Raw genomic sequence first — 13716 nt, 5'->3', positions numbered from 1 at the left:
CCCGTTCTGAGTTATGAATTCTCTACTTACCGATGCAGTCCTCGTCTCCATTTTTATTTTTCCTCCAAAACTCAGGGCTATAGCTACCAGGTTACCACAACTAGATTCCTCAGATACAATCTCAAATCGTTAGAAATGGCGTGAACAATGGTAGCAGGAATGATAATACGATGATAACAATTGTGGCTGTTGCAGCCCGATTACTGAAATATTCGTAGCCTCTGTGGCCGAACGGTCCCTCCGTTGGTCCGAAGAAAAGAATTCCGAGCACTACCCCAGAAACAGCCAGTGCCAGAGATTGCGATTGGCCGAATGGATACGCAATCCCTGACCAGATAGCTAACCCGCTCCAAACAGTCAATAGTGCATAGAATACTCTTTGTAGCTGAGTTTGTGCACGTTTCCGCTGTTTCTTAGCTAAGGTCACGTATGCCGATTTTCGGTCCTCTAGATCCCCAAATTGGAAAAGATCCTTGTTGAACCTGCGTATGTGCTTCTCATAAAACTCGTAGTCGTTTTTGACTTCCGTGATTGTGTTATCCAAGTCCTCAATTCGTCCCTGAATAAGCGGAAGGTAGAACCCGACAATAACGATAAGAACAAAGAGAGAGAAGGGTGGCACGAGGCTTCGGTCACTCCATCGAAGAACAAGGAAGATATTTGCAACAATCGCTCCGAGAAGTGTGAACGTCAATCGCTGGATGTCTTGAGAAGTCTCATTTGCTGCCGATGATAGCCGGTCAGTTAATCCAGCCATCAATGTCTGCGTATCTTCCAGCACATCGCTAAGGGCCTCGAAATTCTCTTCAACGGCAGATACTTGGAGATCCTGGTAGCTCGATTTTATATCCTCGATGACCTCTGGGAGTATTTCGATACCTCGCTCCGTGCCACGACATTGTTCGGTGATCGCCAACTGCCAAAGATCCCGAAATGCATCTTTCTCCTCTTCACCTTGGAATGACTGGTAAAGATCTTGAATCGCTCTAATCCCATCCTCTCCCCATACTGCGCACTGCTCCTCCAGGTCAATCTTAGGCGCGAATTCAGGTTCATTAGAGAAATGAAATTGAATGTGAGGACTATTCCGGTCTACAGCAGCAGAGAGAACTCCCAGCAAGGCATACACATAGAGAGTATCGACCTCTTCACCTGTGCATTCATCCCATAATCCTTCTACTAGACAAGGATGGATCGGGGAGAGATCTCCACGCCAGTGTGTGTACTTCCGAGATGAAGTCATCGAATCAAGATACTGGTCAATTGCCTGCTCGATATCCTCTCTCGGTAGTGTATCAACGTCTGTGGCCGTCCACATCGGAATTGGAGAGAGGCTATCAGGAGCGCCTTGGAAGAATAAGAATATAGGAGCTGAATCATAGTCAAATAGCTCAGTTGCTACTTCATCAGGTTCTCGCGTTCCAATCCATTGGAATAACTCCGTCGGCGTCCACCACAGAATTGGGTTCAGATCCGAACTCACCGGGTCCGGAGTTTCCTCGGTGAGAAGATCAGAGGCAATTCGTTTCTTTTGTAGTCCGAATCCAATAGTGACCGTAATACCAGCGTTATCGAGTTCTGTTGCAAATTGGTAGAGTACGCGCGCAGTCTCGCTGATGTTGTCTGGATAGTACCTGTCGAATCCTCCTCGGTGATGTTGAACATCTACTGATGGTTCTATCTCTCTTTCTGCGAGCGCCGTTAGGCCTTCATCGTTTGCGCGTAGTTCTCTACCAGACAGTTCGAACAACCGTTGATCGTCGGCAATCAATCGAAAGCCGCTAAAATAGGATGGAAACGCATCCCAAGCCTCCAAGAGTTCGATAAACGTTTCCTCAGACAGAGTTGTCGCCTCGGCCTCGATGAAGAGATTCGATACCGCCTCATCGCTCACCGAGTCGCTATTGGCAGCGGCAAAGACTCTTTCAATAAACTCGGATGGTGTCATTTAGGACACTCAGAATAATTCTTGGATGTTCGGTACGCTAGAGAGATTATCTACGAGCGAACGCTTTGAGTTCCCACTTCCAACTGTGAGTTCAGGTTGGAGATCGGATAATAGCAGATAGAACTGGTCACCATCGCGTGCAAGCTGAACGCTATCGCTTTCACGCAATTCTTTTATAGATACTCGGATTGATTTTCCGGCAATTCGGACGCTCACACCGCCTTGGTCAATGTCCATTTGAGGTTCGCTCTCATCATCTAGAGTGATATCCGCCCCATCTGTGAACTCCCCGTATGTCGAATAGGCTGCCTCTGTCTCACTTTCGTTGGCACGCTGCTTGATAGCGGCCTCAACTAGTTCGTCAGGGTGGGGAGTTGCCTTGGAATTCAGAAAACCATGCCAATATTTAGCATAATGTTGTGCTCCTCCCTCCTGATACAGCTGCACACTATTATTGTCGAAAACGTCTTCATACTGATCGTATTTCGGGTAAACGGCACTCTTGTCGGTCTCCTCCTGGATGACGCGCTCATTCTCAGTGAACACCGCTTCTGTATCTTCGTGATCAAGGTCAATTTCGTGTGCCCCTTCCAAATAGGGTGTCTTGAGAATTCCAGCGAACGTCTCGTCATACTCTTCAAATTGAGTATAAATCAGAAGATCAGAGACAGAACGTGCCTCATTAAGATAGAGCTGTGAAAGGGATTCGCCAGCACGTTCCAGATCGGTCCCGTCTCGAACTGAATCTAGCAGTTCGATAGTCGTTCGGGTTTCGCTTTCAAGGTTGACAGATGCACTCTGCGCGGCGTCGGTAAACTCATGATTGCGAGCATTCTTGGTTTCGTCGCTGTCGTAACGCCTGCCGAGGGTATCCCGAAGCATACTTGCGACAATTCGCTCGGCTTCGGTACCCGCTTCTGTAGTTAAATCGTCTTCGTCAAGTGTACCGACTAGCTCTGGAGTCGGATCTTCGATATCTTCCTCCATTTCACAACTGAACACGGCTACTGTCTCGACATCGACCATATTATGCAACCCAATAGAATCCTTGACCAAGTGTTTATCGAATGGAGCGAGGGGATTGCTATATCGTGGCCTACAGTTTATACCTTCAACGTGTTTTATAGATGCTCTTTACGTGGGTATAGAGGGCTATCTTGATCAGCCACATATAGAGAAACGGCCGCCACCTGAGGCCAGTACTCGTACTAGTCTGATGCACAGGGTCCCTACTCAGCAGTAGAAGCGAGTCCACCGTCTACCTCTTCAAGCGCTTCAGCTGCGATATCTCCGAGTTCACCGGCCTCAATATGTGAATATCGTTCGCGGACCATTTCCTCGCTGTTATCGAGGTATCGTGCGGCGACGGTGTAGCCGAACGCTCGAACGAGGACTTCTCCCATCCCTCTCCGCCCACCATGCGGCGCAAGGTACTCGTGTTTCGGATGGTCGATATCGATGTCAGCGTCGGCAGTTATCCGTCTCAGAACGGTCCGTGCGCCATCAGTCGTGAGCGACGGCGGCTGGATATCCTCGTCAATGGCGAGGAGGAGGTCACGTGCATAGGTGCTTCGTTGATCATCGATCTCTGCAGGTTTCAGGCCTTGATCTGCCAGTTCTTCGCTGACGAGGGTAGCGAGCGTTCGCTGGTCGAACGTCGGAAAGACCGGCCACCGCTCAGTCGGGAGATCGAGGAGACGCTGATAGTTCCGAAGCGGCGAGATGACCGGGTCGGGAAGGCTCGCCGAGTCCCACTGCTGTTTCTTCCGGTAGACGTGCATACTCCCATCCTCGAGGTCGATCTCCTCCCACCGGACACCGCGCCGGCGTGGGTCGTCTGGATCACGAAGGAGTTCACCGACGCGGACAGCTGTATAGGCGAGAACGCAGACTAGCGCTCGGTCACGGGCTGCTCTGAGTGCCGCGTAGCGGGCTCGCTCGCGTTCGAGGTGGTCGACGTCGTCCGGTAGTCCTGTGAACTGTTCGATAGCGGTGCGCGCCTCCTCGTCGACGTACCTGGAGAGGGCGTGTCTCTGCTCAGAGGTCCACGCCTGCTGATCCCCTGGCTTCCGGCCATCGTCCTCAGGGAGCGGTGCAGTCGCGCTCGCCCGCTGGGCGTGGTGGGATTCGAGATAGCCCTCATTGACGCACCATCCACACCACGCAGAGATGTACGCGTAGTAGGTCTGCACCGTGTTCTGCTTGAGACCGCGATCGCCGGCGAGGTGTCGGGCGTACTCACGAAAGACTTGCTCGTCGAGAGCGGCGAACGTCGGTTCGCGGTCGACGTCGTCGGAACCGATTCCGGTCCAGCTGTCGTCGCCACGCTCACCAGCAGCCCATTCGCGGAAGCGTTCGAGTTCGCGCGTTGCGTTCCGTCGGTAGTTCCCACCCTCGCCGCCGCGACCCTTCCCCTTGTCCTGGAGGTAGCGCTCGAACGTCTCGTCGAGTGGTGCTGCTCGCGTGCGCTCAGACATCGAGTCTACCTCCGTACTCGTGCGAGTACCGTTTCTCGGGCTCTACCCCGGGGGAAGCGGCGTCATCAGGCGGGTGTAGCATTCGTGCTTACCCGACAGCGGCGGGGTACTTGAATGTGGTCGTGATTACTATACTAATCACGTCCAGTAGCTAATAACGGTATATTGGCCAAATTCAGCAAGTACAGCCTGTTATGCCGCCATACCCGCAGGCATAAACTACATACCACTATACTAATTGCTCGTGCCTGGAAAGTTGAGACTACAGCAGGTATAGCGGGCCTGTAATGCGTGGTATCGCCCGAATCGACAACCAGAATCTGCTTCAGGTCGGTTTCTGAACGACCGTTCTTGTTCTCCAATCGACTAATTTGGGGGGTTTCCGAGACTCTGGATAGTGTCGCCACTCAGACGCTGCGCTCTCACGGAGAGAGTTTCGTTACTATCCGATTCCGGTTTCCTTCTTCAACAGCGTCAGCGTATTGTCGGCTGTCACAATGGGCGAGTGTTCGTACTCGCCGGTCAACTGTACCTGCACAAGCAAATCAACAGCCCGCCAAATCGAGTACAGCAGACACGCGAACGCGAAGTAGAAGAACCGGAGGCCGAAGTGCTTCGAGGTTGTCGCGGCCATGAACCGCTTGATCGACTTGTACCCGCTCTCAATCTCCCATCTGTATCCGTACTCAGTAAGGAGCCCGCTATTTCGATTCGTCATGAACACCGAATACTGCTGATGATCGGTGTGTTCGGAGTTCTCTTTCCGTCGGTAGATCAGCGTCGTCGAGTGCCACTCGTTGTCGCCGAGGTGTAATTTCCGATCGGCCTCGTAGCGATCTTTTCCCTTCTTGAGCAGCCGTTTCGCTTGCGCTTTCTCACTCGTCTGCATCCGCTTCGGCACGACGTAGGACAGCCCGCGTTGACTCAGCATCTCCAGGATGTGCTGACTGTCGAACTCCCGGTCCATCAGCACGTTATCGACATGAACAGCCGCCTCTGCCGAATCCAAGAGGTCCGTGACGATCTCCTTGCGCGTGTCCCCCTTCCGGACTGGGCGCGCATCTAAGACGATTGGGACGGCATTCCCGACCAGTTGGACTGTCGCCCACTGGTAGGCATACTCATCGGTGTTCTCTTTCGTGCCGATAATCTCGTCTTCGTGACCCGCACGATTGCCAGTAAACGGGTCGGACTCTGTGATGTCGATCGCGACAATACCGGCTCGGAAGAACTCCTCGGTCTCTGCGACTCGATCTAAGAGACGACTCACGGCTTGGCGGTACATCTCGCGTATCTGCTCAATGGAGAGATCCCGCACATGCTCGCGATGGGCGTGGCCCAAAGGTGTTCGATCTCGGGTCGATTCGTGGATGAAACTCCGAGCCCCTTCGTTGACAGCTAAGTTCTCTCGAAGCCCCAGATAGGTCTGAAGGTCCCAGTAGGCATTCTCATGGATCTCACAGCCCTCACCACGGTCCAATGAGAACGCTGGGAACGGAACGTCGCTGACGCGGTTAGTGACGGCCTCGGCCTGCTCTAATATGGTCTGATCAGCGGGGTCCGATTCTTCATTCTCGTCATGGTGTCTGCGGCTCTGCCGTTCTGGTTCTCGTGGAACAGAGACACCCGCATTTTGGGCTTTGATGAGGATCGTTCGCGCTGTGGTTTCGACCGTGTTCCGGAGATCTGCAGTGAAGCGATGGTGCCAACTGCGCCACAGGGTTGACTGATCGGGGACCGACTCCAAGCCGATCTGTTCGCTGAAATCAGGGTGCTGGGTGAGGTATTCGACGAGGGCAGTCTCGTGGTTCCAGCCATGGCATTCTTTCAGCAGGAACAAGCGAAATAGTGTCTCCATCTCGTAGCTCGTCGATCCTGCATACCGGTCGTGGGGATCGAACTGGACGTATGCAAGCGGTAATGTGTGGACGAATGGTTCAACGCCCTCGTGTTCGTCTTGTTGGAACCACGTTTTTGCGACCACGCGGACATCCGACTCCAGTGCGGGAAGCGACGAACGATCGAACAGCGGGCTAGACCCATACGTTGGCCAATCGACATAGGAACAATGAGCGATTTGGCGAAAGACTGTTCGACGCGACTCGGGGGTCGTAGCCATGTGGGTACTGATAGCAAAACGTCCAAGACCAGTTGATCAAGATCTGATAGAAGTTGGATTCATCAGCGGAAGTGTTGTGGTTAGCTGGAGTAAGAGACACTCCCAAACTGTGTTTCTCGCCAGTATTTCCAGAGGTAGGATATATCACTAGGATACAACAGTTTTACAATTTCCCGCTTGCTCCCATCGTTAATATCTGAAAGGGTATCTCGAGAAAGCTTGTTCAGATCTTGCATGAGTCGGTCGTACCGTTCGTTTGGTGCAAGGTATAGCAACCTCGTCATCATCAATCGACGGTCTTGTCTGGGGGCAACTTGCTCGTTCCATAGGTCGTCGTAGACTCCCATCTCCTCAGCAGAGATGTTTTTCGTCCTCGTCAGACAGCGGTCGGCTGTCATTGCAGCTGCGCGAGCTGATTTCATACACTTGTAGATTCCCTCTCCCCAGACAGGATCAACCGATGGGACAGTATCACCGATCGCCATAAACGAATCAGTACTCATCGATCCGGGGGGCTGTACATGTGCTGATCCCCGAACTGGACTCTCTGCGATTTGTCTGGCGTTCTCGAACCGTGGGTCAGTATCAAGCCAATGTTCGAGATACCCGTCGACGGTGCGATCGTGAATGGCGTTTTCTTGATAGCGTTCATTCTGGATATAACAGATGCCGACTTTTGCTGTGTCGTCACCCGTATGGAAGATCCACGAATAACCTCCAGGGGCGTACTCGTGGTCCAACCGCAACATCATCGCGTCAGTGAGATCAGCAAACTCGGGATGATTGAGATCGACGCCTTCGAATAAGTATTCAATACCAATCGCGTGATTCTCCCGGTCAAGATTGGCTATCCCCAGATCTTTAGCCAGTGGCGCAGCCGGACCCGTAGCATCAATAACGATTTCGCCAAAGACCTCCTGATCACGATTATAACGGACACCAACGAGATCACCATCTTCGACGATCGGGTCACGAACACGAGCATCAAACCGATACTCAGCACCCTTGTGACGACCATCCTCGACAAGGAACTTCTTGAACGCCTCGAAGTCCAAGACAAAGCCCGGCTGGTCCTGGATAAAGTGTTCATTTGGAGATTCAAGAACGACTGATCCAGTCGCGTGCATAACGACGTCGTCCGGGATGCCGAAGGAGGTCATCATTGACGCAAACGTTCCGCCGGTAGATTTGTTACTTTGAGCTGGGAATTCATCTTCTGCTTCGGTTTCTAGGACGACAACATCGTACCCACGGCCAGCTAGATCTCGTGCACACTGCGCCCCCGCTGGACCTGCCCCAGCGATGATTACATCATACCTGTTTGACATCGTTGGAGAACAACTACTCAAGAGCGGACGAACAAGATGTTGGAACACAGTGCCACTTTTCGGTTGTTTCTACACAGGGGCAGTGCCCACCATCTTAGTGGGCAGACATCTGTGACACCACGTTGACGCAGTAGACGCCACCGATAATGAGGCCAATTCCGAGAAGGCCTGCCAGATCAACAGGTTCATCAAAAACAACGGCCCCGATACCTGCCACACCGACAATACCCAATGCTGCCCATGTCCCATAGACGACACCCATCGGTAATTCTTCTAACGTCAGGGATAGTAGATAGAACGCTGCCCCATATCCGAGGACAACCCCAATACTGGGAACCGGTTGTGAAAATCCATCGGAGAGTTTGAGGGCAGTTGTCCCGAATAATTCGGAGAGTATTGCACCAGCGAGCAGTACGTACGGATGCATATCGTTAGGTTTCGAAGCCCCCGAGATACGACTATTGAAACAAAACAGCACTTACAATTTGTTTGGAGGCACAATGACAAAGCATGACGGAATTGGGCGAGCTTGGACTCTCAAGTTACGAGGAGAAGGCCTATCGAACCCTTCTCGTAACAGGAGCAGTGACGGCAGCTGAACTCTCTGATACTAGTGGAGTCCCAAAAGGCCGTATCTACGACGTACTAAACGGCCTTGAAGCTCGCAAGTTGATCTGGAGACAGTCAAGCGACCCAAATCGGTACGTGGCCGTACAGCCAGAAACCGTCGTCGACAGGCTTCTGGCTGAACGAGCGTATGAACTGAAACAAGAGTGGGATCGTTATCGCGAGAAAGCAGAAACAGTTCGTTCGAACCTTTTGCCGACACCACCAACAGAGAGTAGTTTCTGGCTTGGATCGCTCGGGAGTGACGAAATGAGTACAGCGCTCCAGCAGCATATGCGAACCGCGGAGAATGTTGTCAAAGCAACTGTCGGGCCTCCCTACGAGGATGCGACGTGGGAGACACTCCAATCTGAAGTGGAAGGCTTTTTCGAGGGTGCTAATACGGATTTGTCTGTAGACCTCCTCTTCAGTGAAAAAGCAGTTACCGTACTCCCCGACCGATTCCCACATCTAATTGAAAACCAGCCCGCAGACATAACTGTCAGAACGACTCCTGAGATTGCGCTTTCGTTTGATATCGTGGACAATGTGGAGACGACGATCGATGTGCTACATCCAGTATCTGGTGAAGACAGAATCGGTGTGATCGGGATCAAAGATTCGCAAGTAGTCTCCGAGTTTGAGCAGTACTTCCAACGACTGTGGACCGATGCTGTTCCCCTCCTTGAGTGAGACAGTGATGATGGGAGGAAGACGTGGTGTGATGTAATTGACTCAAACCGATATTGCCTCTGTGCATTGAGAAGGCCAGTCTCAACTCCTGACTCTCCTCTGAAGTTGAGACTACGGCGGGTTTAGCGGGGCTGTAATGCGTGGTTTCGGGCGGATTTGTGAGTGGAAGATGCTTCGAATCCCCTCTCGATGGTCTTCTCGTATCGTACTGCCAACTAGATCGGGGGATTTCCTAGATTCCTGACAGCGTTGCCACTCAGGAATCCGCATTGCCTCGGACAGAGTACCGCCCTATCCAATTCCGGTTTCCTTCTTCAGCAGCGTCAGCGTATTATCGGCCGTCACGATCGGTGAATGTTCGTACTCGCCGGTTAGTTCGACCTGTACGAGTAGATCGGCCGCTCGCCAGATAGAGTACAACAGACAGTCGAACGCGAAGTAGAAGAACCGCAGTCCGAAATCCGTGGGCGTCGTCGCGGCCATGAACCGCTTAATCGACCGATAACCACTTTCGATCTCCCACCGGTAGCTGTACTCACTGAGAAAACCACCACCCCGGTTGGACATGAACACCGAGTACTGTCGGTGATCGTCATACTCAGAGTCTTCTTTCCGGCGGTAGATCAGCGTCGTCTCGTGCCACTCATTCTTGCCGAGATGGAGTTTGCGGTCGGTCTCGTACCGGTCTTGGCCACGGCGGAGTAATCGCTGCGCCTGGGCTTTTTCGCTGGTTTGCATCCGCTTTGGCACGACGTAGGAGAGTCCGCGCCGGCTTATCATTTCCAGGACGTGCTGGCTATCGAACTCCCGGTCCATCAGCACGTTATCGACATGAACGAGGTCCTCGGCGGAGTTGAACAGATCCTCGACAATCTCTTTGCGTGACTCGCCTCGCCGAACTGGCCGCGCATCAAGTACGAGTGGGATAGCGTTGCCGACCAGCTGGACTGTTGCCCACTGGTAGGCGTACTCGTCATTCTTCTCCTTCGTCCCGATGATCTCGTCCTCGTGGCCGGTGCGGTCGCCCGTAAAGGGGTCGTCCTCGGTGATGTCGATCGCGACAATACCTGCCCGGAAGAACTCTTCCGTCTCTGCGAGCTCGTTGATGAGCTGTCGGACCGCCTGTCGGTACATCTCGCGAATCTGCTCGATAGAGAGATCACGAATCTGGTCGCGATGACCATGCCCGAGTGGTGTTCGATCACGCGTCGACTCGTGGATGAAGCTCCGAGCGCCCTCGTTGGCGGCCAAGTTCTCACGGAGCCCTAAGTAGGTCTGTAAGCCCCAGTAGGCGTTCTCGGGAATCTCACAGCCCTCACCACGATCGAGCGAGAACGCGGGGTATACGACGCGACTGATGTGGTCGGTGACCCTCTCAGCCTTGTCGAGGATGGCCTGATCGTTTGGGACAGATTCGTCTGCGTCGTCGCCTTGATCCGGGAGGTTTCGTTCTGGGTCGCGTGGTACAGCGACACCCGCGTTCTGCGCTTTGATCAGGATTGTTCGAGCCGCTTCCTGGATCGTCTCACGGAAATCGCGCGTGAAGCGCTCGTTCCAGCCGCGCCACAATGTCGATTGATCGGGCACCGTCTCCAACTCGAGGCGTTCACAAAGTTCGGGGTGGCTATCGAGGTACTCGACGAGAGATGTTTCGTGCTGCCATCCGTGGAGTTCTTTCAGCAAGAACATGCGAAAGAGGGTGTCCATCTCGTAGCGTGTTGACCTTCCGTAGCAGTCGTGGGCCTCGAAGCGGAAGTAGGCCAGCGGAAGTTCGCAGACGCACTGTTCGAGTGAGTTATGATTTGGGTGCGTGAACCAGACACTCGAGACGACTCGAACGTCCGATTCTAACCCACCGAGTGAGGAGCGATCGTACAGCGGTGTCGAGTCATATGCGGGCCACTCGATATGTTGGTGTGCGATTCGTCGAAAGACGCTGCGCCGAGACTCGCGAGTCGCGACCACTACAGAAGAATAGCCCGGAGACGCTCAAGAGTTCGTCCAACCGACCAGTATAGAGAGTTCTGTGGCTCTGCTGGATTCCTCAATCGCGAGCAGGGGTGATGCAGCTAATCGTTAGATGTAGGGGATGTGTTTATCGGTCAAGTGCGGTGAGGAATCCGTAGAGAACGAATAGGCCCCCAAGGAGCACACCACCACCGAATCTGCCAATCGTAGTCGAGGAGACGACACCCAGCACCGCGAGACCGATTCCAACGAGTATCCAGAACAGACCAGTCCAGCGAGGCGAGAGACTCGTATACCACGGTAATACTCGGGGCGCAATGAGCTGTGCAACCCCAAGTGCGGCAAGGGCGACACTCGCTACAACGCCGCCAATGTTGATTGGGTCCGACGCGATCACGAACACGCCGACTGCCAGCACCGAGACGAGGATGGTGCTCAGTCCCTCCCAAATACCACCGAATTCGACTTCATCTTCCGTATGCATAGGAAGTAAACCCTCTACTGACAGCGGAGGCTACTCCAGATAATGGTTTACAACTAATGATTTTGAAACTGTGCGATAAGATGCTTATTGACCTGATGGTCGCTTACCCGTAAGGGAGAGGTAGGCCTCGCCAAGTAGGACAAAGGCAAGAATACCGACGGGGACGACCCATATTCCGCCAACATCTAATGTAGACAGTAGAACTACGACGGTAATTCCAGCGATAAAGAACAGAAGACGTGATTTGAGTGAATCGGGTTTGGAGGTTTTGTCGGGCATTGTGCTGGATATGGTGTTCAAGCATTAAAACGCTATGTCACATCGAAACCGAGGACCACATCCGAACTATACTTTCTGCGCTGACCGGGAACTACAGGGTCTGTACTGACGGTTCACTATGGAACCAAACGCTGTGACCGATTCTGTAACACGCTCCAGACTACAAGATGAGTACAGAACGCCCAAGGACGCCCGCCCCCGAGTATCCATATGGCCACGCCCTCCTCGCCCCCCGTGCTCGGCCTGTCGTTCGTCTTGTTGGCCGTGTTCGTCGCCTCCTGGCGCTACCAGTTCGGCGAACTCCCGCCGCTTCGCGCAACTGCGGTTGTCGGCCTCGGCGCACTCATAGTCGTCTACTCGCTGGCATCGGTTCCAGAGGTTCTCGCTGACCCTCTGCATTACGCGGTTGTCATCGCAGGCATGCTCGTTCTGAGTGCTGTGTGGTCCCGGGTGCGACGACTGATACGCACGTAGCGTCGTCACCGCCAATTCATGTTCGTTTATTGAATCGCTACATTTTCTGAGGGATGACCTCAACAAAGACTGGTGTTTCTTTTCACTCTGTCTCACTTTCGATGGTGAGAGTGGCAGTCAAGCGCCAGCACGATTCATAAGCTGCGAGAGACGTCAGCATCACTGCTGTTTCCCTCCAACTCAGACCTATCACCTAAATTTTGATTTGTAGAAATCCAAACTGCGAAGTTGGGTCGCCAGAGCACGAGGACGTGTTGCGAAGATAGGGAATAATGCACAGGTCTGACGACGATCACTCGCAGGACTGAGTGGCCTCGCGTACCCCTGCTCACAAGTGGATAGTCTGATTTTATCAGAATAATGGGAGAATTTGTTTCCGCTAGCAGGGCTCTGTTGAAATCCTCTTCTTTAGAGAATTGTTCCCGTGAATGGCTCTGTTGAAATCCCATTCTTCAGATAGATTCTCCCCTGAAACAGCCGTTCGCTGAAGAGTGCTTACTGACTGGATGACCGATTACCTGTAAGAGACAGGTAAGCCTCACCAAATAGGATGAGGGCGATAATACTGGCGGGGATAACCCATATTCCGTCAATGTCTAATGTAGACAGTAGAACTGCGACGGCTATTCCAGCGATGAAGAACAGAAGACGTGATTTGAGTAAATTGCTATTGGATGACTGGCCAGACATTATGCCCGATTTGGTGTTCAGGCATTAAAAGTCTATGTCAAGTCGAAGTCGTGGCCCACATCCGGGCTATACTTCCTGTACTGTTCGATAACTACACTTCCTGTATTGACCGCAACCAGGTCAAAATATATCACTTGCTGAGGATTTCAACAGAGCCCCGTGAATCTACTGCACACTACACGTGCGAACTGAACAACGATATAACGAGATTTTTATCGACGGACTGTAATTCATCAGTATGGTTGTCAGCTTAGCAGCCTATGTCCACGCTTCTGCTACCACGTCTGAACTCAAGTTTCAACCGTGGTTTGCATTCCTTCTCTTCGTTGCTGACGTATTCATTGCAGGCGCTATCGGCCCAGCTACACCTCTTGGGTGAACGTTATCTACTTGCCCTGTACTTATCGGTGTAACAGTATCGATAGAAGGGGAATGCGAACGGTTGGATGATACCCTCACTACCGGTAAGAGGTGTAGCGGATCAACGAATAGCGTACCCCCAGTAGGCGAATGCTTTTATGCCAAAACGCCAGAATTGACAGTAGTGTCACAGACGGCGCGTCCGCCCGCAAATTCCCGGTGGAAGTGGCTCGGTCCAACGAAGAATATCGAGAGTGCCAGCTACGAATCCACACCAAGAGATTACCCCG

The 13716-nt window shown here is 52.7% G+C and carries 11 protein-coding genes; 2 read left to right on the top strand and 9 right to left on the bottom strand.

Annotated elements, in window-relative coordinates; genetic code table 11:
- Positions 1 to 121: 121 nt before the first annotated feature.
- The 6 genes from DPQ64_RS19260 to DPQ64_RS11625 form a co-directional block, all read right to left on the bottom strand.
- A complete protein-coding gene (locus tag DPQ64_RS19260) occupies positions 122 to 1948 on the bottom strand; it encodes a hypothetical protein (protein ID WP_198662106.1) in 1827 nt (608 codons plus the stop codon).
- Positions 1949 to 1957: 9 nt separating this feature from the next.
- Entirely contained in the window at positions 1958 to 2974 is a 1017-nt protein-coding gene (locus tag DPQ64_RS18815) for a hypothetical protein (protein ID WP_157971681.1), read from the bottom strand.
- A gap of 203 nt (positions 2975 to 3177) precedes the next feature.
- Positions 3178 to 4425 (bottom strand): phage integrase SAM-like domain-containing protein, encoded by a 1248-nt coding sequence (locus tag DPQ64_RS11640; protein ID WP_115864503.1) that lies wholly within the window; start codon positions 4423 to 4425, stop codon positions 3178 to 3180.
- A gap of 442 nt (positions 4426 to 4867) precedes the next feature.
- Positions 4868 to 6544, bottom strand: coding sequence for a transposase (locus tag DPQ64_RS11635; protein ID WP_115864502.1), 1677 nt, complete (start codon positions 6542 to 6544; stop codon positions 4868 to 4870).
- A gap of 80 nt (positions 6545 to 6624) precedes the next feature.
- Positions 6625 to 7872, bottom strand: coding sequence for a digeranylgeranylglycerophospholipid reductase (locus DPQ64_RS11630; protein ID WP_115864501.1), 1248 nt, complete (start codon positions 7870 to 7872; stop codon positions 6625 to 6627).
- A gap of 94 nt (positions 7873 to 7966) precedes the next feature.
- A complete protein-coding gene (locus DPQ64_RS11625; protein ID WP_115864500.1) occupies positions 7967 to 8299 on the bottom strand; it encodes a DMT family transporter in 333 nt (110 codons plus the stop codon).
- Positions 8300 to 8382: 83 nt separating this feature from the next.
- Here DPQ64_RS11625 and DPQ64_RS11620 point away from each other — a divergent pair, with 83 nt between their 5' ends.
- Positions 8383 to 9171, top strand: coding sequence for a TrmB family transcriptional regulator (locus DPQ64_RS11620; RefSeq protein ID WP_050033928.1), 789 nt, complete (start codon positions 8383 to 8385; stop codon positions 9169 to 9171).
- Between the two features lie 291 nt (positions 9172 to 9462).
- On the opposite strand, the gene DPQ64_RS11615 is transcribed toward DPQ64_RS11620, so the two are convergent.
- The 3 genes from DPQ64_RS11615 to DPQ64_RS19615 form a co-directional block, all read right to left on the bottom strand.
- A complete protein-coding gene (locus tag DPQ64_RS11615; protein ID WP_115864499.1) occupies positions 9463 to 11136 on the bottom strand; it encodes a transposase in 1674 nt (557 codons plus the stop codon).
- Positions 11137 to 11266: 130 nt separating this feature from the next.
- Entirely contained in the window at positions 11267 to 11623 is a 357-nt protein-coding gene (locus DPQ64_RS11610; protein ID WP_115864498.1) for a hypothetical protein, read from the bottom strand.
- An 84-nt stretch (positions 11624 to 11707) separates the two neighbouring features.
- Positions 11708 to 11902, bottom strand: a complete 195-nt coding sequence (locus tag DPQ64_RS19615) for a hypothetical protein (RefSeq protein ID WP_157971680.1) — start codon at positions 11900 to 11902, stop codon at positions 11708 to 11710.
- Positions 11903 to 12112: 210 nt separating this feature from the next.
- Here DPQ64_RS19615 and DPQ64_RS11605 point away from each other — a divergent pair, with 210 nt between their 5' ends.
- Positions 12113 to 12376: a hypothetical protein gene (locus DPQ64_RS11605; protein WP_115864497.1), complete on the top strand. Its 264-nt coding sequence runs from the start codon at positions 12113 to 12115 to the stop codon at positions 12374 to 12376.
- The last annotated feature ends 1340 nt before the right edge of the window (positions 12377 to 13716 follow it).

Origin of the sequence: Halorussus litoreus (assembly GCF_003382685.1) — an archaeon.
GTDB classification, from domain to species: Archaea; Halobacteriota; Halobacteria; order Halobacteriales; family Haladaptataceae; genus Halorussus; species Halorussus litoreus.
Note: the sequence above shows the minus strand (reverse complement) of the source record. Positions and strands in the feature narration are given on the sequence as shown.

Coding starts and splice junctions, on each gene's coding strand:
- DPQ64_RS11640 (WP_115864503.1), bottom strand. CDS start 4,425: ATGTCTGAGCGCACGCGAGCAGCACCACTCGACGAGACGTTCGAGCGC.
- DPQ64_RS11630 (WP_115864501.1), bottom strand. CDS start 7,872: ATGTCAAACAGGTATGATGTAATCATCGCTGGGGCAGGTCCAGCGGGG.
- DPQ64_RS11625 (WP_115864500.1), bottom strand. CDS start 8,299: ATGCATCCGTACGTACTGCTCGCTGGTGCAATACTCTCCGAATTATTC.
- DPQ64_RS19260 (WP_198662106.1), bottom strand. CDS start 1,948: ATGACACCATCCGAGTTTATTGAAAGAGTCTTTGCCGCTGCCAATAGC.
- DPQ64_RS11605 (WP_115864497.1), top strand. CDS start 12,113: ATGGCCACGCCCTCCTCGCCCCCCGTGCTCGGCCTGTCGTTCGTCTTG.
- DPQ64_RS11610 (WP_115864498.1), bottom strand. CDS start 11,623: ATGCATACGGAAGATGAAGTCGAATTCGGTGGTATTTGGGAGGGACTG.
- DPQ64_RS19615 (WP_157971680.1), bottom strand. CDS start 11,902: ATGCCCGACAAAACCTCCAAACCCGATTCACTCAAATCACGTCTTCTG.
- DPQ64_RS18815 (WP_157971681.1), bottom strand. CDS start 2,974: ATGGTCGATGTCGAGACAGTAGCCGTGTTCAGTTGTGAAATGGAGGAA.
- DPQ64_RS11635 (WP_115864502.1), bottom strand. CDS start 6,544: ATGGCTACGACCCCCGAGTCGCGTCGAACAGTCTTTCGCCAAATCGCT.
- DPQ64_RS11620 (WP_050033928.1), top strand. CDS start 8,383: ATGACGGAATTGGGCGAGCTTGGACTCTCAAGTTACGAGGAGAAGGCC.